The 21565-nt window shown below is 62.4% G+C and carries 19 protein-coding genes; 8 read left to right on the forward strand and 11 right to left on the reverse strand.

What is annotated here, in order from left to right:
- The first annotated feature begins 23 nt into the window (after positions 1-23).
- From GA829_RS08020 to GA829_RS08030, 3 genes are all read left to right on the forward strand, one after another.
- Positions 24-1106 carry an ABC transporter substrate-binding protein gene (locus tag GA829_RS08020; RefSeq protein ID WP_195177991.1) on the forward strand — a complete coding sequence of 361 codons (1083 nt, stop codon included), beginning with the start codon at positions 24-26 and terminating at the stop codon, positions 1104-1106.
- Positions 1107-1222: 116 nt separating this feature from the next.
- On the forward strand, positions 1223-2299 hold the full coding sequence (locus tag GA829_RS08025; protein ID WP_195177992.1) for an extracellular solute-binding protein: 1077 nt from the start codon (positions 1223-1225) through the stop codon (positions 2297-2299).
- Positions 2296-3606 (forward strand): flavin monoamine oxidase family protein, encoded by a 1311-nt coding sequence (locus tag GA829_RS08030; RefSeq protein WP_195177993.1) that lies wholly within the window; start codon positions 2296-2298, stop codon positions 3604-3606. Before GA829_RS08025 ends, GA829_RS08030 begins: the two co-directional genes overlap by 4 nt.
- Here the strand turns inward: GA829_RS08030 and GA829_RS08035 are convergent.
- From GA829_RS08035 to GA829_RS08045, 3 genes are read right to left on the reverse strand one after another with little or no spacing between them, the layout of a single operon-like run.
- Positions 3570-4643: an ABC transporter ATP-binding protein gene (locus GA829_RS08035; protein WP_195179567.1), complete on the reverse strand. Its 1074-nt coding sequence runs from the start codon at positions 4641-4643 to the stop codon at positions 3570-3572. The genes GA829_RS08030 and GA829_RS08035 overlap by 37 nt on opposite strands.
- Positions 4644-4695: 52 nt before the next feature.
- The gene (locus tag GA829_RS08040; protein ID WP_195177994.1) at positions 4696-5520 is read right to left on the reverse strand and encodes an ABC transporter permease; all 825 of its coding nucleotides are present in this window, start codon (positions 5518-5520) and stop codon (positions 4696-4698) included.
- Entirely contained in the window at positions 5517-6434 is a 918-nt protein-coding gene (locus GA829_RS08045) for an ABC transporter permease (protein WP_195177995.1), read from the reverse strand. The genes GA829_RS08040 and GA829_RS08045 overlap by 4 nt, the downstream gene beginning before the upstream one ends.
- Here GA829_RS08045 and GA829_RS37475 point away from each other — a divergent pair.
- Both GA829_RS37475 and GA829_RS08050 read left to right on the forward strand, forming a co-directional pair.
- Positions 6397-6513 carry a pentapeptide repeat-containing protein gene (locus GA829_RS37475; RefSeq protein ID WP_374940390.1) on the forward strand — a complete coding sequence of 39 codons (117 nt, stop codon included), beginning with the start codon at positions 6397-6399 and terminating at the stop codon, positions 6511-6513. The genes GA829_RS08045 and GA829_RS37475 overlap by 38 nt on opposite strands.
- Before the next feature lie 245 nt (positions 6514-6758).
- Complete coding sequence (locus tag GA829_RS08050; protein ID WP_195177996.1) at positions 6759-8180, forward strand: aminotransferase; 1422 nt, start codon at positions 6759-6761, stop codon at positions 8178-8180.
- Between the two features lie 220 nt (positions 8181-8400).
- On the opposite strand, the gene GA829_RS08055 is transcribed toward GA829_RS08050, so the two are convergent.
- On the reverse strand, positions 8401-9603 hold the full coding sequence (locus GA829_RS08055) for an aromatic ring-hydroxylating oxygenase subunit alpha (RefSeq protein ID WP_195177997.1): 1203 nt from the start codon (positions 9601-9603) through the stop codon (positions 8401-8403).
- 462 nt (positions 9604-10065) lie between these two features.
- Between GA829_RS08055 and GA829_RS08060 the strand changes: the two genes are divergently transcribed.
- The gene (locus tag GA829_RS08060; protein WP_195177998.1) at positions 10066-10476 is read left to right on the forward strand and encodes a hypothetical protein; all 411 of its coding nucleotides are present in this window, start codon (positions 10066-10068) and stop codon (positions 10474-10476) included.
- A gap of 152 nt (positions 10477-10628) precedes the next feature.
- Here GA829_RS08060 and GA829_RS08065 read toward each other — a convergent pair whose 3' ends face one another.
- Together GA829_RS08065 and GA829_RS08070 are read right to left on the reverse strand one after the other, a co-directional pair.
- Positions 10629-12716, reverse strand: a complete 2088-nt coding sequence (locus tag GA829_RS08065) for an ATP-binding protein (RefSeq protein ID WP_195177999.1) — start codon at positions 12714-12716, stop codon at positions 10629-10631.
- A gap of 119 nt (positions 12717-12835) precedes the next feature.
- Positions 12836-13609 carry a response regulator gene (locus GA829_RS08070; protein ID WP_195178000.1) on the reverse strand — a complete coding sequence of 258 codons (774 nt, stop codon included), beginning with the start codon at positions 13607-13609 and terminating at the stop codon, positions 12836-12838.
- A gap of 46 nt (positions 13610-13655) precedes the next feature.
- Between GA829_RS08070 and GA829_RS08075 the strand changes: the two genes are divergently transcribed.
- Positions 13656-14342: a response regulator transcription factor gene (locus GA829_RS08075; protein ID WP_195178001.1), complete on the forward strand. Its 687-nt coding sequence runs from the start codon at positions 13656-13658 to the stop codon at positions 14340-14342.
- 69 nt (positions 14343-14411) lie between these two features.
- On the opposite strand, the gene GA829_RS08080 is transcribed toward GA829_RS08075, so the two are convergent.
- Both GA829_RS08080 and GA829_RS08085 read right to left on the reverse strand, forming a co-directional pair.
- Positions 14412-14579 carry a hypothetical protein gene (locus tag GA829_RS08080; RefSeq protein ID WP_195178002.1) on the reverse strand — a complete coding sequence of 56 codons (168 nt, stop codon included), beginning with the start codon at positions 14577-14579 and terminating at the stop codon, positions 14412-14414.
- A gap of 35 nt (positions 14580-14614) precedes the next feature.
- On the reverse strand, positions 14615-14947 hold the full coding sequence (locus GA829_RS08085; protein WP_195178003.1) for a hypothetical protein: 333 nt from the start codon (positions 14945-14947) through the stop codon (positions 14615-14617).
- 354 nt (positions 14948-15301) lie between these two features.
- Between GA829_RS08085 and GA829_RS08090 the strand changes: the two genes are divergently transcribed.
- Positions 15302-15763: a L,D-transpeptidase gene (locus GA829_RS08090; protein WP_195178004.1), complete on the forward strand. Its 462-nt coding sequence runs from the start codon at positions 15302-15304 to the stop codon at positions 15761-15763.
- Between the two features lie 88 nt (positions 15764-15851).
- Here the strand turns inward: GA829_RS08090 and GA829_RS08095 are convergent, their stop codons facing one another.
- The 3 genes from GA829_RS08095 to GA829_RS08105 form a co-directional block, all read right to left on the reverse strand.
- On the reverse strand, positions 15852-16736 hold the full coding sequence (locus GA829_RS08095) for an AraC family transcriptional regulator (protein WP_195178005.1): 885 nt from the start codon (positions 16734-16736) through the stop codon (positions 15852-15854).
- A gap of 373 nt (positions 16737-17109) precedes the next feature.
- Entirely contained in the window at positions 17110-20193 is a 3084-nt protein-coding gene (locus GA829_RS08100; RefSeq protein WP_195178006.1) for an efflux RND transporter permease subunit, read from the reverse strand.
- A complete protein-coding gene (locus GA829_RS08105) occupies positions 20190-21506 on the reverse strand; it encodes an efflux RND transporter periplasmic adaptor subunit (RefSeq protein ID WP_195178007.1) in 1317 nt (438 codons plus the stop codon). Before GA829_RS08105 ends, GA829_RS08100 begins: the two co-directional genes overlap by 4 nt.
- Positions 21507-21565 lie beyond the last annotated feature (59 nt).

A 21565-nucleotide genomic window follows, 5' to 3' on the forward strand; every position in this document is an offset into this window, starting at 1 on the left:
AACAGACAGAGGATGGAACAGCAATGAAGAAACTGACGCGACGCCTGACGTTGACACTGGCGCTGACCAGTGTGCTCGCCGCTTCCGCGGCGGCACTCGCGGTTGCCGCCGACAAGGACCTGATCGTGTTCGACTGGTCCGGTTACGAAGACCCGAGCTTCCATCCGAAATATGTCGAGAAGAATGGCGACTCGCCGACCTTTGCCTTCTTCGGCGATGAGGACGAGGCCTTCGAGAAGGTCCGCTCCGGCTTCAAGTCGGATCTTGGTCACCCCTGCTCGCAAAGCGTGGTGAAGTGGCGCGAGGCCGGTTTGCTGCAGCCGCTCGACACGTCCAAGATATCAGGCTGGAAAGACCTCAATCCCGGCATCATGGCGATGAAGGATCTCGCCACCACCTCGGACGGCAAGGCGTGGTTCATGCCTTGGGACTGGGGCAACACCCAGCTGACCTACAATTCCGACAAGGTCGACGCCAAGGATGTGCAGTCGCTCAAGGCCTTTGCCGATCCGAAGTTCAAGGGCCGGGTGTCGATCGGCGACAATGTCGACGACGCCTACGCGCTGGCGAGCCTCGCCATCGGCCTGAAGGACTGGACCAAGATGACCGACGACCAGTTCAAGCAAGCATCCGACTTCCTGCGCCAGGTGCACAAGAATGTCCGCTCCTACTGGACCGATACGACCGACATCGTGCAGTTGCTGAGCGGCGGCGAAGTCGATCTCGCCTGGGCCTGGAATGACGCGGCGGTGCAGTCGGTCGCGGCCGGTGTGCCGATCAAATCGAAAAAGGATACTGACGAGGGCATCTCGACCTGGGTCTGTGGTTACGTGCTGTTCAAGTACGCCCCCGGCAATGTCGACAAGGCCTATGACTATCTGAACGCCATCAACGACCCGGAAATCGCCAAGGTTCTGGTCAAGGGCTGGGGCTACGGACAGGCCAATGCCAAGGGCATGGCAGGTGTCGATCCGGCGGTTCTGAAGGAAAAGGGCTATGACGACGTACAGAAATTCGTGGACAAGACCCTGTTCCAGTCGCCAGTTCCATCGGACCTCAAGCTCAAAATGATCGCCGAATTCGAGAAGATCAAGGCTGGCTACTAAACCCTCTCTGGCTGGTTCCGTCTGCCCGCCCAGAGGGCCGGCAGACGGGCTCGCCAAAGCCCCGGAATTCTCCTAACCTCGCTATGGTGTTTTTCGCGACGGGGGAGTTTCGCGTCATGAATTCCATGCTTCGCCGCCTTGCCCTTGCCGCCATGTGTACGATTGGCGCCGGCGCGGTCTACGCGCTCGCCGAAGGCGGCGGCGATCTCGTGGTGTTCGACTGGTCGGGCTATGAAGACCCGCTGCTGCATCCCGCCTACACCGCCAAATACGGCGCCGAGCCGACCTTCGCTTTCTTTGGCGACGAGGATGAAGCCTTCGAGAAGATGCGGGCTGGGTTCAAGGCCGACATCGCGCATCCCTGCTCGCAGAGCGTGGTGAGGTGGCGCGAGGCTGGGTTGCTGCAGCCGCTCGACACCAGCCGTATCGCCGGCTGGAAGGACCTCAATCCCGGCATCATGGGAATGAAGGATCTCGCCACCACCGCCGACGGCAAGGCCTGGTTCATGCCGTTCGACTGGGGCAACACGTCGCTGCTCTACCGGACCGACAAGGTCACCTCTGAGGAAGCGCAATCACTCAAGATCTTCGCCGACCCGAAGTACAAGGGCCGCGTCACCATCGGCGACAATGTCGATGATGCCTATGCGCTGGCGAGCCTCGTGCTTGGCCTCAAGGACTGGACCAAGATGACCGACGCGCAGTTCAAGGACGCGTCGAGCTTCCTGCGCGAGGTGCACAAGAACATCCGTTTCTACTGGACCGACGACACCGATCTCAACCAGGCCTTTATCGGCAATGAGGTCGATCTGGTATGGGGCTGGAACGAGACCTTCGTGACGCTGAAGGGCCAGGGCATGCCGATCGCCATGAACCGCGACACCAAGGAAGGCATTTCGACCTGGGTGTGCGGCTATGTCCTGATGAAGGACGCGCCCGGCAAGCTCGACCAGGCCTATGAGTTCCTGAGCGCGGTCAATGCGCCTCCTGTATCGGATTACATGGTCAAGACCTTCGGCTACGGCCACGGCAATGGCGCCGGCATGGCCGCTATCGACCACAAGGTGCTGGCCGACCGGGGCTTCGACAATCTCGACAAGTTCCTCGACAAGACACTGTTCCAGCAGCCGGTGGCGCCTGAACTCAAACAGCGGATGGTCGCGGAGTTCGAGAAGATCAAGGCCGGCTATTGAAGACTGCATTGGAAAGAACCGATGTCGTCATCATCGGTGCCGGTTTCACCGGCCTGTCGGCGGCGCTGGAGCTGAAGCAGGCAGGCGTCAATTTCGTGCTGTTCGAGGCGCGTGACCGCGTCGGCGGTCGCGTCGAATCCAGGCAGAATGGGCTGGGCGAGCGCGTCGACAGCGGCGGTCAGTTCCTGTGTCAGGACATGCCCGAATTGATGGCGCTGGTGCGCGTGCGCGGCAAGACGCTGGTCGAGGCCTATGAAGAGGGTGAATTCGTCACCCAGCCGCCAATGTCCTCCGGCGAGGCGGAACGAACCTATTTCAGCTCGATGGCGATCCGCGACCGCATGAACAGGATCGCGCCGGACGATCCGGCGATTGCCGGGCTGACGGTCGCGGCCTGGCTCGACCGCCAGGATGATAGCGAAAGTTCGAAGTCCGCCTTCCGCTCGATGATCGAAGGCCTGTGGTGTCAGGCGCTGGATGGATTGCCGCTCTGGCACCTGATCGACAACGATCGACGCATCACCAACGAGGTGTCGGAGCTGCAGTATTTCGTGCGTGAAACCATGCATTCGCTGGCCGACGATCTGGCCAGCGATCTTGGCGGCCGAGTGCGGCTTGGCATGGCGGTTACAGGCATTGAACGCGGAGCGGAAGGTGTGCGGATCGACACCGCTGCCGGCTCAGTCGAAGCCCGATCCGTGCTTGTCGCCGTGCCGCCGGTGATGGCGGCGAAGATCGCGCACGCACCGCCCTTGCCGCCGGCTCTGGCGAAGGCGCTTGGTGTCTGGCGCAGCGGCACGGTGATCAAGGTTCTCGTGCGTTACGCCACCGCCTTCTGGCGCACCAAGGGCCTGAGCGGCATGGTGATGTGGCGCGACCTGCACGGACTGTTCGCTTGCGATGTCGGCAAGGACGAGGACCATCCGGCCCTTGTTGTTTTCATCGGCGGTCCGCTCGCCATCCGTTGGCGCGGCCTTGGCGATATCGCGCTGCGGGCGGAAATCATCAGGCAATTGACGGCGGCGCTTGGTGGCGAGGCGGCTGACATTCTCGACCTCAGCTATCGCGACTGGTCGGACGATACCTGGAGCGGAGGCGGTTACAGCGACCTGATCGTCGATGCCGGCGCGACCGATGCGGAGCGGACGATACTTGCTGGCGCGGGATCAGTGCATTTTGCATCGTCGGAACTGTCGCCGTCGTTCCCCGGCTATATCGAGGGCGCGATCGTTGCTGGTCGCATCGCGGCGCGGAAAATCATCGCGGACCTTCAGTCCGACATCGCCACCAAAGCCTCGGGATCGTAGGCGAGGCGGATCGGGGTGCCGACCGGAATATCGTCGGCGCCGAAGTCGTTGGTTTCTGTCACCGACAGCGGCTTTTCCAGGCCCGGGATCTCGACGATGAGATGGGTGATCTCGCCGAAATAGTGGCGTTCAACCACCTTCCCGGCGACCTCGAACTTGGCCGTCGCATTGTCCCAGAGCACGCGCAGGCGCTCGGGCCGGATGCCGAGCGTCGCGCCGCCACCATTGCGGACGAAGGCCTTGGGCTTGTCGGTCTTGACCCGGCCGAAGCCCAACGTGTCGACGGTCAGCGACGCGCCGCTCTCCTCGACGATCTGCGCCTTGACGAAATTCATGCCGCCGAGGAAGTCGGCGACCTGGCGATTGACCGGGCGTTGATAGATTTCCTTCGGCGAAGCGACCTGCGCGATCTTGCCACTGAACATCACGGCGATGCGGTCGGACATGGCCAGCGCCTCATACTGGTCGTGCGTGACCAGCACGAAGGTGATGCCGACGGCCTGCTGCAGGCGGCGCAGTTCGACCTGCATCTGCTCGCGCAGTTTCTTGTCGAGCGCCGACAGCGGCTCGTCGAGCAAAAGCACCTTGGGCCGCATGACAAGCGCACGGGCGAGCGCGACGCGCTGGCGCTGGCCGCCTGAAAGCTCGGTCGCCAGACGCTTGCCGAGGCCGGTCAGTGACACTTGCGCCAAGGCTTCCTCGACCCGCCGCTTTTCCTCGCCGCCCTGAAGCCTCAGCCGCTTCAGACCATAGGCGACATTCTGCTCGACGTTGAGATGCGGAAAGATCGCGTAGCTCTGGAACACCATGTTGGTTGGCCGCCGGTTGGGCGGGATGCCTTCCATCGGCTGGCCACCGACCGAGATCGAACCGGTAGTCGGGTTGGCGAAGCCGGCGATCATCCGCAACAGCGTGGTCTTGCCGCAACCGGACGGGCCAAGCAGCGAGAAGAATTCGCCCTCCCTTATGGTCAGCGAAGCATCATCGAGCGCCTTGAACGCGCCGTAGCTGCGTGTGACGTTGCGGATCTCGATCATCGCACGATCAGTTTGCGCCCGGTCGACTTGCGCCCGTTCGGCTTGCGGCTGGTCAGGCATAGAGGCCTCCCTCGTTCTGGGTGCGTCTGGCCGCGCGGCGACGCAGGATTTCGGCAACGGTCATCAGCAGGAACGAGGCAACCAGCAGCAAGGTGCCAAGTGCCAGCACGCCCGGCAGTTTCGCGGCGAAGCGCAACTGGCCCCAGATATAGATCGGCAGGGTGGCCTCGGTGCCCGTGAGGAAGAAGGCGATGATGAACTCGTCGAGCGAAATGGTGAAGCAGACAAGCAGGCTGGAGATGATCGCCGGCGCCACCATCGGCAGCGTGACGCGCCGGAAGGTGCCGAAGGCGCTTTCGCCGAGATCGGCCGAAGCCTCTTCCAGGCTGCGGTCGAAACCTTCGAAGCCGGAGGTCAGCACTGTCATCGAGTAGGGGATGCAGACCAGGACATGGCCAAGCACCACGGTGAAGAGCGACAGGCTCAGGCCCAGCTGCAGCATCACCAGCAGCATCGAGATGGCGACGATGACTTCGGGCAGCACCAGCGGTGCCATGATCAGGCCGTTGATGGTGCGGCGGCCGGGATAGCGGTAGCGGGTGATCGAACGAGCCGCGAGGATGCCGAGCACGGTCGAGAGAACGGCGGCTGACACGCCGACGACCAGGCTGTTCCAGGCGGCGTCGAGCAGCGCCGGGGTGCGGGGCAGGTCCTCATACCAATGCAAGGTGAAACCGGAGAGAGGGAATTTCGGTGTCGCCGCCGTGTTGACCGAGAAGATCGGCAGGAAGATCACCGGCAGGTAGAGAAAGACGACATAGAGGAACGCGTAGACCGGCAGCCAGCCGCCGGACAGGAAACGCCGCACCGCCGTCATCGCGCCAGCCTCTGGGCGGCACGGATGATCACCACTGTGGCGCCCGCCATCAGGGACACGACCAGCATCGTGGTGACCGAAAGCGCCGCGCCCAGCGGCCAGTTGGAAGCCTTGCCGAATTGCGCCTGGATGGCATTGGCGATCATGACGCCATCCTTGCCGCCGACCAGCTTGGGCGTGACATAGTCGCCAACGGTCGGGATCATGACGATAAGCGCCGCCGAGATGACGCCAGGCGCCGACAGCGGCAAGGTCACGCGCAGGAAGGACCGCAATGGGCTGTCGCCGAGATCGGTGGCCGCCTCGACCAGGGTGCGGTCGACCTTTTCCAGCGAGACGAAGATCGGCAGGATGGCAAAGGCCGCCCAGGCATGGGTGAGCGTGATGATGACGGCGCTCGAATTGTAGAGCAGCGCGGTCGACGGCTCGTCGATGATGCCGAGGCCCATCAGGCCGGAATTCAACACGCCGTTGTAGCCCAGGATGACCTTCCACGACATGACGCGCAGCAGATAGCTGGTCCAGAACGGGATGGTGATGAGGAACAGCCACAGGCTCTTGTGGCGGCCGCCATGGAACGAGATGAAATAGGCGATCGGATAGGCCAGGAGGACGGTGAGCAGGCTGACCGTCAGCGAGATGTAGAGCGAGCGCCAGAGCAGGTCACGATAGATCGGCTCGGTCAGCGCGATGCGATAGTTTTCCAGGGTGAAGGTGCGGTCGATGGTCAGGTAGTGCTGCGTCCAGAACGAATGGGCGATGACCACCAGGATGGGCAGCACGAGCAGGATGAGGGCGTAGATGAAGGTCGGGCTGATCAGGGCAAGGCCCTGAACAGGTTCGGACTGCAGAAGGGCATTTCGTCTGGCCCGCGTCATGCGCAACGGGGGCGACCCTTCCGCGGCCGCAGTCATTGCCAGACTCCGGAGGGCCAGACTCCGGAGGGCCAGACTCCGGGAGACAGTGCTCCGGGAGTCAGTGCTCCGGGCGTGATCTCGGTTGCTGGCCTGGACTGTCCCGCCATGCGGCATCATCCCATCGTGCTGGCGCCGGCCTGTTCCCAGTTTTGTTGTTGCCGGCTTTCTTTCATCATGCGCGCATCCGTGGATTGAAATCAAGCGCTATTTCTGCAATATTGATTGAACGGACATTCAAAATGAAGTGAAGAAAGCCGACATTTCGGCACTGACATCTCACTTCCTGTCCGGTGAAAATTTGGGAAGCGATGTGAGGCAATGATGGCTGCGGCAAGAGATATGAAGGCGATTGAAATGGCTGGCACCGAGGCTGGCGACGATGCGGTCGAACTCGCCAAGCGCCATCTCGTCCAGCCCTGGCCATTTGCCGGCTCGGTCGGTGCCGAAGCGCGCGCACTGATCGGCGAGGGCGAGGGCATCTACATCACCGACGGTACCGGAAAGAAGCTGATCGACGGCCCGGCCGGCATGTGGTGCGTCAATGTCGGCCACCGCCGCGAGGAACTGGCTAAGGTGATGTACGACCAGGCGATGGCGCTGTCCTACAACACGCCGTGGTACACGATGAACGCGCCGTCGGCGGAACTGGCTATGCGCATCGCCGGCCACGCGCCGGGCGACCTCAGCCATACGTTCTTCACCACGGGCGGCTCTTCCGCCGTGGAGACGGCGCTGCGCTTCATGCAGTTCTACAACAATGTGCGCGGACGGCCGGAGAAGAAGCTGATCCTGAGCCGGGGCGGCGCCTATCACGGCTCGACCTATCTTTCGGCTTCGCTCAATGGGCGCCCGCGCGACCGTGACTGGATGGACGGCGCCGACGATCTCGTGGTCAAGCTGTCCTCGCCCGATCCGTTCCGCCGCCCGCAAGGCATGAGCCTTGCCGCCTTCACGGATTTCCTGGTCGATCAGTTCCGCGACACGGTCGCGCGTGTCGGCGCCGACCGGATTGGCGCCTTCGTCGGCGAACCCGTCCAGGCATCGGGCGGCGTCGTCATTCCGCCGGACGGCTATCTCAAGCGCATCCGCGAGATCTGCCGCGACAACGACATTCTCTACATCTCCGACGAAGTGGTGACCGGCTTCGGCCGGCTCGGCCATGTCTTTGCCTCGGGCGATGTGTTCGGCATCGACCCGGACATGATCACCTTCGCCAAGGGCGTCACCTCAGGCTATTTCCCGCTTGGCGGCGTCATCATTTCCGAGCGGCTGCTGGAGGAGTTGCGCCGGTCGAACCATCCGGACGCGATGTTCGGCCATGGCCTGACTTACACCAGCCATCCCGTCGGCTGCGCCGTGGCATTGAAAAACCTCGACCTCCTGGAACAGGGCGTGCTCGCCCATACGCAGGACGTGGCGCCCTATTTCCAGGCGCAGCTGAAGACGCTGGAAGAACTGCCGCTGGTCGGCGAAGTGCGTGGCCTGGGGCTGATGGGCTGCGTCGAATGCGTCGCCGACCGCGAAAGCAAGGATCCGCTGCAGCTCGACAAGGATGTCGGCAAGCGCATCGACGCGCATTGCCATGAGCTCGGCCTGCTGGTGCGGCCGCTGATCAACATGTGTGTGATGTCGCCGCCGCTGGTCATCACCCGCGAGCAGATCGACGACATGGTCGGCATTTTGCGTGAGGGCATTTCACGGACGATGGACGACCTGCGCAAAGAGGGCGTCTGGCGGGGATGAGTTTTCCCCTTCTCCCCGTTTCACGGGGAAAAGGGGGCGGCAGGGGCGGCGCCAGCATTGGCCACGTCCGCAAACTGGAAGCGTCAGTTCGACGCGGTAACCTCACAAGTCCGGCGCGGCCCCTCACCTGCCTGCCGGCATCCTCTCCCCGTATAGTAACGGGGAGAGGGACGCTCTCATCGACGGTTTCGCCAATAACCTGCGATTCAGGAGTGGCGGCTTACGACCGCGACTTGAGCGCGTCGTTGAGGTTGCCCATGTCCTTTTCATCGGGTGCCGATTCCAGGCCGAGCACCGGCAGCATCCTGCGCAGATGGTCGTGGTGAGTGCGCACGCCGTATTCCAGGTCGGACAGGTAAAAGCCCTCGAAGGCCTCGGACAGCATGGACTCATTCGACCATACCGAAAGCTGGACATCCTCCGACATGGTGTCGCGGTCGATACGGAAGGAGAGATAACGGGCAGCCGCTTGCTCGCGGCTCTCGTCGCGATAGCGGTAGATGGCGCCGCGCAGCAGTGTTTCACCGGTCGAGAGCGGGAACTCCTGGTAGAACTGCACCGATTCCGGCATCACCGAAATGACGGCATTCGGGAAGATGCCGTAATAGACCCAGGCCTTCTTCAGATGGTCAGGCAGATGATCGGGCTCGGGCGCGATCTTGACGTAGTTCTTGACGCTCCAGCGCCGGCCGGCATGCGGATTGTAGGTGGCGAAGGAACGCGACACGCCATTGATGAAGGGCTCGTCGAAATAAGTGGCGCCATAGAGATCCTGCAGGGCCGGATGCGCCATGGCGACGTGATAGCCTTCGTTGTCGACATCGCGCACCGACTTCCAGTTGACCGGCGTCTTCTGGGTCCAGATGCCCCATGACGGCACCATGTCGGCGGCGTTGTAGTGCGCCAGTTCTGGCTCGATCGGCTTCAGCAGTTCGGCGACCGATGGCTGCGGCCCGCCATTGCGGAAACGGATGAAGATGAAGCCCATCCAGACTTCGAGATCGAGCGGCATCAGGCCGAACTCGGTCTTGTCGAGATCGGGGAACGAGCGTGGGCGGGCGGCGCCACGCAGCGTGCCATCGAGATTGTAGACCCAGCCATGGAACGGGCAGACCAGCGCGTTCTTGCAATTGCCCTGGCTGTCGGCGACGACACGGCTGCCGCGATGGCGGCACATGTTGTTGAAGCCGCGTACGACACCGTCCTTGCCGCGCACGATCAGCGCGCGCTCGCCAACCACGTCCATGGTCAGGTAGTCGCCGGCATTCGGGATGTCGGAGACGTGGCCGACGATCTGCCAGTGGTTGCGGAAGACGTGCTCTTTCTCGAGCTCGAGAAGGGCGTTGGAGTGATAACTCCAGCCCGGCAGGCCCCGCCGGTCCCAATCGTTGGGGATCGCCACGTCACGGAGGTGCGGGTTCATAAAAGGCTCTTCTTTTGCTGAATACTCATTCAATAAGATCATATTTCTCATTCAAATGCAATGGCTTGTGGAAATCCGATGTATTTTAAAGGGAATTCAAGGCCGCATTTCGCGCTGGAATCGATCCGACCTTGACCCTGGAAAATCACTAGAATTCCGGGTGTTAGTCCTGGTTTCCGCATCGCAGTTTCATCTCGGCTTTTCGGGTGAAGAAAGCCGAGCGGAAACGGCGTGTGCCGAGGAAGAAGTGTCGACTGGCCGCGACGCCGGTGATGTCCGATGGCGTCTGGATGGCTACCGGCACCTGAGTGACATCCGTGCTGGATGACCGTTTCTGCCCGGTTTTGCCCGAAATCGTGTTTCAAGACTGTTACACAGGTGGTCATGCGCCACCTTTGCCTTGTTACAAAGCGCGACTAAGTTCGTTTTCATACAAAAAGAAAATCAACGAAGGGAACCACGATGCATACGAAGATCCAGGCCGTCCATGGCGATCGCCGCTTCCAGGCTCCGCAGCGCAATGACCGCCGGCCGAAACTGGCGCTGCGTCAGCGCGCATCCGATCACCCGATGGCCATGTACATGGTGCTGGCCGCCACTGCATTCATCGGCATGGCCTTCACACCGACGGTTGGCCCGGCCTTCGCCTCGTTGAGCCCGCCGGCCAACATCGTCGACGGCGCGCCGACCACCACCAGGACCGCGCGCCTGCCGATGCGGGAGATCGACTTCGCCTGCAAGGGCCAGTCCTGGGGTTCGGAGAGTGTGACCTGCCTGCGCGCCATCGCCGAACAGTCCGGCACGCACAAGAACCGTGCTATCCGCATGATCGCCAGTGCCGCGCCGCTGACCACGACGCCCAACGTCTTTTGATTTCCGTCGAGGCCTGGTTCCGAAAACCGGTTCCCACTTTCAGGATCAGGCCTCTGACCTCCCCGAGCGCTCCCTCCAGCGCTCCTTTCGGCTCCCGCCGCCCCGTCGGCCGGGAGCCATTTTTTTGTCAGCTTTCGTGTTTGCCTGGCACGTCACGTGCTCAGCGCGGCCTGTTCGGCGATGGCTGAAAGCACACTGCGTACATCGAGCGTGCTGAACGGCTTTTCCAGCATCTGCGGCCGCTGGTGTGCCGGCAAAGCTTCGATTTCGGCTTTCGCACCGATCAGGTCGCCGGTGACCAGCACGAAACGCCGCGCTAATTCATGGCTTTCGGCAAGCAATTCACGATAGATGGCAATGCCGCTGATGCCGGGCATGCGCAGGTCCGAAAAGACAATATCGGGAGCCATATGGCCGGTGAGCGTGATGGCCGTCGATGCCCAGGCCGGCACGATCCGCGACTTGATGCCCATCAGTTCGAGAATATCGGAAAGCGACGCCGCGACATCGGGCTCATCGTCGATGATCAGCGCATGACGCAGGCCGCTCGATCGTGTCTGGCTTTCGCCGGCAATGGCGGCGCCGGCTGAAATCGCCGGCAGCTGGACGACGAAACGCGCGCCCTGCGGCGCCACCTCCTCGAACCAGACATTGCCATTGTGCCGCTCAATGATCGACTTCGAGATCGACAGCCCGATGCCGGTACCGACGCCGACCGGCTTGGTGGTGAAATAGGATTCGAAAATCCGGCCGCGGATTGCTTCCGGCACGCCAGGCCCGTTGTCCTCGACCGAGAAACCCGGATTGCCCCGGTCGCCGCGGAATGTCCGCACCTTGATCAGCCTTTCGCCGGCGGCGCCGGCCAGCGCATGCTGGCTGTTGATCAGGAAATTGGCCGCGACCTGCGTGACGTGGTCGGCATCGGCCATGGCCAGCAACGGGCCGGCGGCAAAATCCGTGTCGATGATGATGCCCGTTGAGCGAGCGCCATAGGCGGTCACCTCAAGGGCGGCGCGGATCACCTGGTTGAGGTCGGTCTCGGCCTGGGCGGCCGGGTGCAGGCGGACCATCGACAGGAAGCTCTTGACGATGCGGCCGCAACGTTCTGCGGCGGCACGCACCTTTTCGGCTCGAACCTTTGTCTGCGGATCGGAAGCGAATTCATGCAGCAGCGTCGATTGCGCAACCACCACGGCCAGCGGGTTGTTGAGCTCGTGCGAGACGCCGGCCAGCAACGAGCCCATCGCGGCCATCTTCTCGTTTTGGTGCAGCTTCTCGCGCTGGCGGTTGATCTCTTCCTCGGCGCGCAGCTTGTCGCGCAGGTCGCGGATCGAGCCGAAGATGAGACGGCGGTCGGCGACCCGCATCTCGGTCGCCGTCAGCTCTATCGGAAACACGTCGCCGGCGGCATTCTGGGTCACCGTCTCCAGCCGGTGGCCAACCATGGGGGCGCCTCGGCCGGACATGTATTCGGCACCTGACACATAGCCCTTGCGGTAATATTCCGGCACCACGGTGTCGAGCAGGTCCTTGCCGAGGATGTCGCCGCGCAGGAAGCCGAACATTTTTTCGGCCGCCGGATTGAACTCGATGATCGAGCCGGTCTCGTCAATGACGATGATGGCGTCGAGCGAGGCCTGCAGCATGGTGCGGCGGATGACTTCGCTGACATGAGCTTCCGAGGGCGATCGTTCGATGGCATCGCCGATGGCGAGCGCGATGATGTGCAGCGTCGCCTCTTCCTCGTCGGTCCATTCGCGCTCGTTGACGCAATCGTTGACCGCCAAAGTGCCCCAGAGATGGCCATGCGCGAACACCGACACCGAGAGGAAGGACTTGATGTTCTGCTTTTCGAAGTCGGTTCTCAGGAACCCTTCGAGATTGCGTGTGTGTCCTGCGAAGATCTTGCCTTGGCGCTCGTCCTCGGACACGCGCTCCAGCAGCCGATCCGAATTGATGATCGACTGCATGATAACTGTCGGCGAGGCCAGTTCGCCACCAAAGCGCGGGTCGATCCAGTAGGCTTCGACAGACTGGGCAAATCCCTGACCGGGCACATCGCGCAGGCGAAACAGAATGCCGCGCTGGCAGTCCATCGCCGTGCAAAGCGTTGCAAGGATTGTTTCCATCTCGCGCTGCCAGTCGCCGGCCTCTCGCAGCCGGCGAACAACACGAACAGCGGCCATCGCCGCGCCCTGTCTGGTGCCTCGCAGATCATTGCTTGCGGTTTCAGCCGTCATCGTCAGCAGTCGTTCCAAAGACGTCGCCAGGTTCACTCGAAGCGCGCCAGCAGGCGACCCCATGCCAGCAGCCGACCATAGTCCCGCATCGCCCTGGATTTAAAGCCCAGCCTCGGTGCTCAGTTGCCGTCGCCGGTCGGCAGCGTGAAGATATAGCCTTCGCCGCGCACCGTGCGCAGGAATTTCGGGTTGGCCGGGTCGGTCTCGATCTTCTTTCGCAGGCGCATGATCCGGATGTCGACCGCGCGCGATGATTCCGGATCCTCGGTGAAGCCGATCGCCTCGGAGATGGCGGCGCGGGTCAAGAGCCGGTTGGCGCGGGTCAGGAAAACCTCCAGCACGTCGAATTCGCTCTTGGCCATGTCGATGACCGCGCCATTGGCGCCGGTGACCATCCTGCCGTCCAGATCGGCCTGGAAGGGGCCGAATGTCACCGCGCGGCGGTCTGTCGTGGCCTTCTTGTCCTGCAGTTCCTGCGGCTGTGGAACCCGGCGCAGCACGCTGCGCACCCGCGCCAGCACTTCGCGCAGCTCATAGGGCTTGACGATGTAGTCGTCGGCGCCAAGCTCCAGCCCGACAATGCGGTCGAGCGCGGTGCCGGCGGCTGTCGCATAGATGATGCCGATCGGCAGTTTCGAGCGCAGCCAGCGGCCGAGCGACAGGCCGTCCTCGCCGGGCATGGCGATGTCGAGAATGGCGATATGGAAGGATTGCGTGTCGAGCAGGCCGCGCGCCGCGGCCGCGCTTTCGGCGGTGACAACATCATAGCCGGCGGCGCCAAGATATTCGGCAACCGCATCCCTCAGGTCGGGCTCATCCTCGACGATGATAATTCTTGCCCGCACTATGCTCTCGCCCCCGCTATCAGCGGAAAGTAGATTGGGTATAAACATGATGTCCAGCGCTCACTTCCGGTTGCCAGGGGAACAATAGAAAAACATGGCCGCACGATCCGTCATCGCGCTCGTTTCCGTTGCCGAGGTGGTCGCGACCGAACTGGCCGACCATCTCGAGCGGCGAGGCCACGATGTGCGCGAGGCGCGGCAACCGTGGGAAGCTGAATCCCTGCTTTCGGCAAAGGGCATCGAGGTCGTCGTCGTCGGTGACAGTCTGAGCCAGGCGGAAGGGCGCGATCTGTTGAGGCGGCATGGCGGCGAGGATGGGCCGGATTTCATCCTGATCTGCCGTCCGACTGATCTTGTCGACAAGGTGCTGGCCCTTGAACTGGGGGCAGCCGACGTCGTCGAAAGCCCGCTCAATGTCCGCGAGCTCGCCGCGCGCATTGGCGGCCTGCTGATGCGTCGCGGCAGGAACGCCGGGGAATTGATCGTGCTGGAAAACGCCACGGTCGATCTGCGGTCAGCCATGGTCATGCATCGCTCCGGCGCGGAAGAACAGTTGTCGCCCGGTCAGGTGGCCCTGCTCAGGCTGTTCCTGGCCAGTCCGCGCAAGGTGCTGACACGCGACGACATCATTGCGGCGGCACCGGCGGAAAACGCCGATGCCTTCGACCGCTCGATCGATTCGCGCATCGTGCGGCTGCGCCGCAAACTCGACACCGAAACCATCACCACGATACGCGGTTCCGGCTATCGCTTCGACCCACCGACGCAATTCGCCGACTGACGGCTCCGCGTTGGCGACATTTCGTTGTCTGAGCATCGGTTCTCCTTCCGGGTCCGATGCTCTTGCGTCTCAGCGCGCCACCAGAACCGACGGGCCTGAAGGCATGTTGTTGCTTGTGGCAAACTCGCCGGCATGGGCGCGTTCTTTGAGCAGTACCGTTGCAAGGCCGGCAAAGCCGAGCAGACCCTGTGCGTAAAGCAGTGCCGAAAGCACTGAAGCGGCGAATTTCGTTTTCATCGTACCATTCCCCAAAAATTGAGATTGCAAGTGTTTCAGGATACCCCCGAAGCACCCGCGCCGCCGACGGAGCCCCCCGTTGCGGCGCGGGTCTTCGGTCCTCTCGGCTGCAAGTTGCCGGAGGGGCCGCGCATTCCCGTCAGCCGAAGACCGACCCGCCAGAGGGCCTTGAGCCGAGCAATGCGCAGGCTGGAAACAATCCAGACCATGGCGAAGAACAGCGCGGCATGGAGTGTCGATATCTCGCCTGAATCCATCGCGCCGAGCCTTGTCAGCGAGCCGCCGGCAACCGTGCCGACGCCACCGATGAGTGCTGCCGCGATGCTGATCCTGAAAAGCCAGGACAGGGCGGTTGATTTCGTTTCCATATTCGTTGCCGCTTGTTTTCGTTGCGTCAACTCTGGTCGCAGCTTGTATCCGGATCATGCCGCTTGGAGGCGCGTTCTGTTGCAGATTGGTTTCGAAATCGCCGTTTCATCTTTCGTATACGGCAAATTCGAACTTTCGTTTGCCGGTCGATACCTATGTTCCTGACTTTTTGTGCCGGATTGGCTGAAGCCATCCTTCTTCCCTTCCTGCTCTCCTTCTGGTCTGGATGTTAATCTGAGGAAACAGATTCGAAACACAAACGAGCATTTCGCGAAATCAGTTCGAAACATGACGTAGGGATAAGCGGCCCATCGAATTGGTGCCGGCGAGGTTCGGCAGACAGAGGGGACATCATGCACACCGTTATTTCCGCCAAGCTCATCAACATCACCGCCGCCGCCCTGACCGGTGCGGCGCTTCTCATCAGCGCCGGCTCGGGTGCGGCCCACGCGGCCAACAAGATCGTGGCGCGTGTCTCGCTTTCCCAGCAGGTCATGGAAGTCACGGTCGATGGCCGCCCGACCTTCGCTTGGAAGGTTTCGACCGGCGACAAGGCGCACGTGACGCCAACCGGTTCGTTCAAGCCGACCCGCATGCATGAGATGTGGTATTCGAAGAAATACGACAATGCGCCGATGCCGCATTCGGTCTTCTTCAGCGGCGGCTATGCCGTGCATGCGACCTATGCGATCAAGCGCCTTGGCCAGCCGGCCTCGCATGGCTGCGTGCGGCTGCATCCAGACAATGCGGCGAATTTCTATCAGCTGGTCGAAGCTTTTGGTCCGGCCAACACAAGCATCGTCATCGTCAAATAGGTTTCGCGACAGGCGATAGTCGCGACATGGTGGATGGCAGCCTGTCCGCTTCTCGCGGGCGGAAGCGGCAAGCCGCCATCCGGCTGTGCTATTTGAGCGGCAGAAACACTTCCACGACCACTTCGTGTACCGGCACCTGCTCGAGGAAGGAGAGCCGGCGCCGGCAATAGATCGGGAAGTCGCCTGCTTCCTCGCCACTGGCCGGAAGCCAGTCTCGGTAGAGATAGAGCGCGGCCGGCTCGAGATTGTTGGTGTTGCCGGGATAACGCAGCACCGCGCGGCGTCCGCCGGGGATCAGGCCAGCCTTCATCTGCTCGTCGTTCGGCCCGATCGGCTGGTCAGTCCCAGCGCACAGGTCCATGCTGTAATCCGCCGGAACCGCGGGACGCCTCTCCGAGCGGAAGACGTTGAACGTGGGGCTCGTCTGGGGCGAGAGACCGGCAGCCTTGCGCCAGGCAATGAACCTCTGAATGGTATCGCCGAGTGTTGCCGGGTCGCCCCGATGCTCCATGATCGCCACCGGCGTCGGGGGCACGACCTGGATCGTCACGTCGTCAGGGGTAAAGATAATCTGCATGAGCTTGCTCCTCGCGTTGTGCAGAGGCCCTAGGGCCGCAAGCCACGGTCCCCAATCGGGAGATTTCCGGAACGACGACGGCGATTGTCCGAACCGTTGCCGAAAGGCGCGGGCGAAGGCATCCGGTGCGTCGTAGCCGGCATCCATCGCAATGTCGGTGACGCTTTCAGCGTCCCTGTCGGCCAGCCTGTATGAAGCGCGCTTCATGCGGGTGAGCTGGACATAGCGATGCACTGACAACCCGAAGGTTGACGTGAACTGCCGGTGGAAATGGTATTTCGAGAACGCCGCGACGCTACTCATCGCTTCCAAATCCAGATCGTCGCCCAGATGCTGGTCTATGTAGTCCAGCACCCGCTGCATCCGGACATGGTAGTTTTCAAGAGCCGCCGTCATCGTCCTGTCCTCCGTGGCGGCACCAGCTAGGCGCTCGCGGACATGATGCGCTCGACCGATCTTGCGGTTTGACAGGGATCAGCCCGCCAACGATTGCGCCCCGGACCGCTGCCGAAGTCTCGTTTGCGCGCGTAAGCAGCGATGCCATTTCGCAATTCTCCCGATGTTAAGCGGCAATTTCGCGATTGGATTTTGCAACGTCGGCATAGGTCCCATTCCGCAGTGGCCGAGCGCACCGAATGCCTGCAAAGATTAGTGCCGGCGGACCTGCCGCAAACAGCAAAACGGCGAGCGATGTTGCCACGCTCGCCGCTCGTATTCCACATGTCGGTCAAGGGCTGGGGAAATTCCCAGTCCCTTCCTTGGTCCCGGTTCAGTCGACCGGGGCCGGCATCAGCTTTGGGTTAGGCTTTTCCGCGTGGTGCGGCAGGTCCTTGCTGGCGATGAAGCTATAGAACATCGGCACCACGAACAGCGTGAACATGGTTCCGATCAGGATGCCGGTGAAGATCACAAGGCCCATCGAGTAGCGCGCCGCCGCGCCCGCACCGCTGGAAACGATCAGCGGCACGACACCAAGTGCCATCGCCGCCGTCGTCATCAGGATCGGCCGCAAGCGAACCTTCGCCGAGGCGATGATCGCATCGCGCCGGCGCATGCCGTGCGCCTCGCGCTGCTGGTTGGCGAACTCCACCAGCAGAATGCCGTGCTTGGTGATCAGGCCGATCAGCGTGATCAGGCCGACCTGCGTGTAGATGTTGAGCGTACCCAGCCCGAGATTGAGCGGCACGATGGCGCCAAAGATCGACAGCGGCACGGACATCATGATGATCAGCGGATCGCGGAAGCTTTCGAACTGCGCCGCCAGCACCAGGTAGATGACCAGAATAGCCGCGGCAAAAGCGATCAGGATCGTGTTGCCCTGTTCCTTCTCCTGTCGCGATTGACCGGAGTAGTCGATGAAGAACGTATCGGGCAGGCTCTCCTTGGCGATATCCTCGATGGCCTTCAGGCCATCACCGGTGGTGACGCCAGGCAATGGCAGCGCGGAGATCGTCGCGGAATTCAGCTGGTTGAACTGCTCGATGGCGGCCGGCGAGGCATTGGTCGAAATCTTCACCACCGCCGACAGCGGCACCATCTCGCCCGTCACGCTGCGCACGAAGTAGTTGCCGAGCTTTTCGGGATTGTCGCGGAATTCCTGCGGCACCTGCGGGATGATGTCGTAGCTGTTGGAATCGCGATCGAACTGCGCCACTTCGGCGCCGCCGACCAGCAAGGTCAGCGTGCGGCCGATATCGGCGATCGGCAGGTTCAGTGCCGCCGCACGGTCGCGGTCGATGGTCACCGTCACCTGCGGCGCGTCATAGGCCATCGAGTTCTGCACGACAATGAAACGGCCAGAAGCCTGGGCCTTGTTCTTGATCTGCTCGGCGGCCTCGAACACCTCGGAGGAATTGCCGGTCGAGCGCACCACCAGGGAGATCGGCAGACCGCCGCCCGAGCCCGGCAGCGTCGGTGGCGCAAAGACGAAGGCCTGAACGCCGGCCACCTTGGCCAGGCGTCCCTGGATGTCGGCCTGCAACTCCTTGGAGCTGCGCTTGCGCTCTGCCCAGTCCTTGAAGGCAAAGCCGACAAAGGCGCTGTTGGTGGCACCGCCGAAGGCGACAGCCGAGAACTGCGCCCGGGTTTCGGGAATATCCTTCACCAGACCGAGGATCTGGTTCACATAGGTCTCGGTGTAATCAGACGTCGCATAGCGAGGCGCCGTCACAATCGAGAGCAGGAAGCCCTGATCCTCTTCAGGCGCCAGTTCGCTCGACGTCTTGGTGAACATGAAGCCGGTCAAGGCGACGAGCGAGAGCACGATGATCAGCGTCACCGGGCGATAATTCAGCGAACCGGTTACCGCCCTCTCGTAGACGCGCTCGACACGCGCGAAGGTCCCATCGACAATGCGCTGGAAACGGCCCGGCGTGCCAGACTTCAAGAGACGTGCGGACATCATCGGCGTGATGGTGACGGCAACGAGGCCGGACAGCACCACGGACCCGGCGAGCGTCACCGCGAACTCGCGGAACAAGGCGCCGGTGAGACCGCCGGTGAAGGCCAGTGGCGCGAACACGGCGGCGAGCGTCATTGTCATGGCGACGATGGCGGACGCGATTTCACGCATGCCGCTGAACGCCGCCTGCATCGGCGACATGTGGTCTTCTTCCATATGGCGGTGGATGTTCTCCACCACCACGATGGCGTCGTCGACGACAAGGCCGATCGCCAGCACCATGGCCAGCAGCGACAACAGGTTGATCGAATAGCCTACCGCGAACAGCAGGAAGCAGACACCAATCAGCGACAGCGGGATGGTCACGATCGGCATCAACACCGAACGGAACGAGCCGAGGAACAACAGGATGACGACGATGACGATGGCCACCGCCTCGGCGATGGTCTTGAACACTTCGTCGATCGAGGCGCTGATCTGGCCGGTGGCGTCATAGACGACCTCGATCGTCATGCCTTTCGGCAAGGTCTGCTGGATCACCGGCACGATCTTGGTGAGCGCCGCCGCCGTGGTCAAAGGATTGGCCGCCGGTGTCGGGAAGATGGCAAGGAAGGTGCCGGGCTTGCCGTTGAAGCTGACCCTGGTGTCGGTGCTTGCCGCGGCCAGTTCCACGCGCGCGACGTCGCGTAGCCGCACCACATTGCCAGCCACCGAACGCAGCGGCAGTGTGGCGAAAGCCTCGGGGGTTTGCAGCGTCGAGCGCACCGTGATCGAGGAGACGACGTATTCGTTCTGGGTGTTGCCGGGTGCCGACAGGAAGTTGGAATTGTTGATCGCCGTCAGCACTTCCGAGGCGGTGACACCGCGCGCGGCGAGCTTGACCGGATCGATCCAGACACGCATCGAATATTCCTGCGCACCGAAGATCTGCACGTCGGAGACGCCCTCGACCGTCGACATGCGGGGCCTGATGACGCGCTCGATATATTCGGTCAGCTGCTCCTTCGTCATGTTCGGGTTCTGCATCGAGATGTACATCATCGCGAACTGCTGGCCCGTGCCCTTGACGATCACCGGGTCCTTCGCCGCATCCGGCAAGGTGCCGCGCACGCCCTGGACCTTGGACAGCACCTCGGTCAGCGCCACGTCGGGATTGGAGCCGAGTTTCATCTGCACCGTCACGGTGCTGGAGGATGGCCGGCTCGACGATGTCACGTAGTCGATATTCTCGGTCGAGGCGACGGCACGCGAGATCGGAGCGGAAATGAAGCCCTGGATCAGGTCGGCGCTGGCGCCCGGATAGGCCGTCGTGATGGTGATGGCCGTTTCATCGACCTTCGGATACTGCCGGATCGACAGGTTGAAAATGCCCTGGAAACCCAGGAGCAGGATCATGCAGGCCAGGACCGTCGACAGGACCGGGCGGCGGATGAAGAGATCGGAAAAGCTCATTGCTGGGCGGCCTGCTTGTTCGCCGACTTGGTCGGATCGATCGTGTTGTCGACGGCAACGGACATGCCGTTGAACAGCCGGTTCTGGCCGGCGGTGACGACCTCGTCGCCGGCATTGAGACCTTCAAGGATCTCGACCACGCCGGCATTGCGGCGGCCCGGCTTGACGAATACCTGCGACAGCACCAGTGCGGGCTGTTCCGCAGCCGGCTTTGCCGGGTCGGCGGCTGCCTTGTCGGCGGGTTTTGCCGGGTCGGCAGCCGGTTTCATTGCGTCCGCGGCAGGCTTCATGGCGTCCGCCGCTGGCTTGGCGGCATCCGTCGCCGACTTGTCAGCTGCTGGTGCGGCTGGCTTTTCATCGGGTTTTGCCGCCGGAGCGGCTTCCGCCGGCTTGGCCTGGTGCACGACGAAGATGAAGTCGCCGTAGAGGCTTGATGTCAGCGCCGTCTGCGGCAGCGCCAGCACGTTCTGCTCCTCGGGCAATTCGACCCGTGCCTGCACGAACTGGCCGGGGGTCAGCTTGCCGTCGGGATTGGCGACTTCCGCACGGACTGTCACCAGCCGGCTGCTCGGATCAATCTTCGGGTCGATGCCGCGAATGGCGCCTTCGAACGGCATGTCCGAGCCGCCAGTGCCCAACCGAACCGTCTGGCCGATCTTCAGCAGCGGAAGCTGTTGTTCGGGGACCGAGAAGTCGACCCGCATCGTGTCGAGATCCTGCAACGTCACAACGGCGGTGCCTGGCGCCAGATACTGGCCGATATCGATCTTGGGAATGCCCACCGTGCCGTTGAACGGCGCGGTCAGCTGCTTCTGGTCGAGCACCGCCTGCAGCTTGGTCACCTGCGAAGCCGAAGCCGATGCGCTGGCACGGGCGGTATCCAGCGTCACGTCGGAGCCGACGCCGCGCTTCTGCAATTCTATGGCTCGGGTCAGCGAAGTCTGGTCGAGCGCCGCCTGCGCCTTCTGCGCATCGAGATCGGCGCGTTCGACGGCGTCGTCAAGCTGCAGCAGAACCGCGTTGAGAGCCACCTTCTGGTTGGCGTGGAACAGGATTTCCTTGACGATGCCGGTGGTCTCGACTGTCAGGTCGACGCCGCGCACCGCACTGACCGTGCCGATGGCTTCGACACCAGGTGTCCAGGTCGACGGCTTGACGACGGTTGTCGACACGGTCGCCGCCGGCGGCTTCATCGAGGCAAAATACTGCTTGATGCCGTTGTCACGGAGAAAGTTGAAGCCGACGATGCCGCCGACCACAACCACGAGCACGACAAAAACCAGGGCGATGATGATTACGCGGAGTATGCGCATGAAAAAGAATGTCCCCTCAGGTCGGTGCCCGGCGCGAAGCTCGGCTATCGGGACACTAA

The sequence above is a fragment of the Mesorhizobium sp. INR15 genome (assembly GCF_015500075.1).
Classification (GTDB): Bacteria; Pseudomonadota; Alphaproteobacteria; order Rhizobiales; family Rhizobiaceae; genus Mesorhizobium.

Coding starts and splice junctions, on each gene's coding strand:
- GA829_RS08020 (WP_195177991.1), top strand. CDS start 24: ATGAAGAAACTGACGCGACGCCTGACGTTGACACTGGCGCTGACCAGT.
- GA829_RS08025 (WP_195177992.1), top strand. CDS start 1,223: ATGAATTCCATGCTTCGCCGCCTTGCCCTTGCCGCCATGTGTACGATT.
- GA829_RS08035 (WP_195179567.1), bottom strand. CDS start 4,643: ATGATCGAGATCCGCAACGTCACACGCAGCTACGGCGCGTTCAAGGCG.
- GA829_RS08040 (WP_195177994.1), bottom strand. CDS start 5,520: ATGACGGCGGTGCGGCGTTTCCTGTCCGGCGGCTGGCTGCCGGTCTAC.
- GA829_RS37475 (WP_374940390.1), top strand. CDS start 6,397: ATGCGCAACGGGGGCGACCCTTCCGCGGCCGCAGTCATTGCCAGACTC.
- GA829_RS08045 (WP_195177995.1), bottom strand. CDS start 6,434: ATGACTGCGGCCGCGGAAGGGTCGCCCCCGTTGCGCATGACGCGGGCC.
- GA829_RS08050 (WP_195177996.1), top strand. CDS start 6,759: ATGGCTGCGGCAAGAGATATGAAGGCGATTGAAATGGCTGGCACCGAG.
- GA829_RS08055 (WP_195177997.1), bottom strand. CDS start 9,603: ATGAACCCGCACCTCCGTGACGTGGCGATCCCCAACGATTGGGACCGG.
- GA829_RS08060 (WP_195177998.1), top strand. CDS start 10,066: ATGCATACGAAGATCCAGGCCGTCCATGGCGATCGCCGCTTCCAGGCT.
- GA829_RS08065 (WP_195177999.1), bottom strand. CDS start 12,716: ATGACGGCTGAAACCGCAAGCAATGATCTGCGAGGCACCAGACAGGGC.
- GA829_RS08070 (WP_195178000.1), bottom strand. CDS start 13,609: ATGTTTATACCCAATCTACTTTCCGCTGATAGCGGGGGCGAGAGCATA.
- GA829_RS08075 (WP_195178001.1), top strand. CDS start 13,656: ATGGCCGCACGATCCGTCATCGCGCTCGTTTCCGTTGCCGAGGTGGTC.
- GA829_RS08080 (WP_195178002.1), bottom strand. CDS start 14,579: ATGAAAACGAAATTCGCCGCTTCAGTGCTTTCGGCACTGCTTTACGCA.
- GA829_RS08085 (WP_195178003.1), bottom strand. CDS start 14,947: ATGGAAACGAAATCAACCGCCCTGTCCTGGCTTTTCAGGATCAGCATC.
- GA829_RS08090 (WP_195178004.1), top strand. CDS start 15,302: ATGCACACCGTTATTTCCGCCAAGCTCATCAACATCACCGCCGCCGCC.
- GA829_RS08095 (WP_195178005.1), bottom strand. CDS start 16,736: ATGACGGCGGCTCTTGAAAACTACCATGTCCGGATGCAGCGGGTGCTG.
- GA829_RS08100 (WP_195178006.1), bottom strand. CDS start 20,193: ATGAGCTTTTCCGATCTCTTCATCCGCCGCCCGGTCCTGTCGACGGTC.
- GA829_RS08105 (WP_195178007.1), bottom strand. CDS start 21,506: ATGCGCATACTCCGCGTAATCATCATCGCCCTGGTTTTTGTCGTGCTC.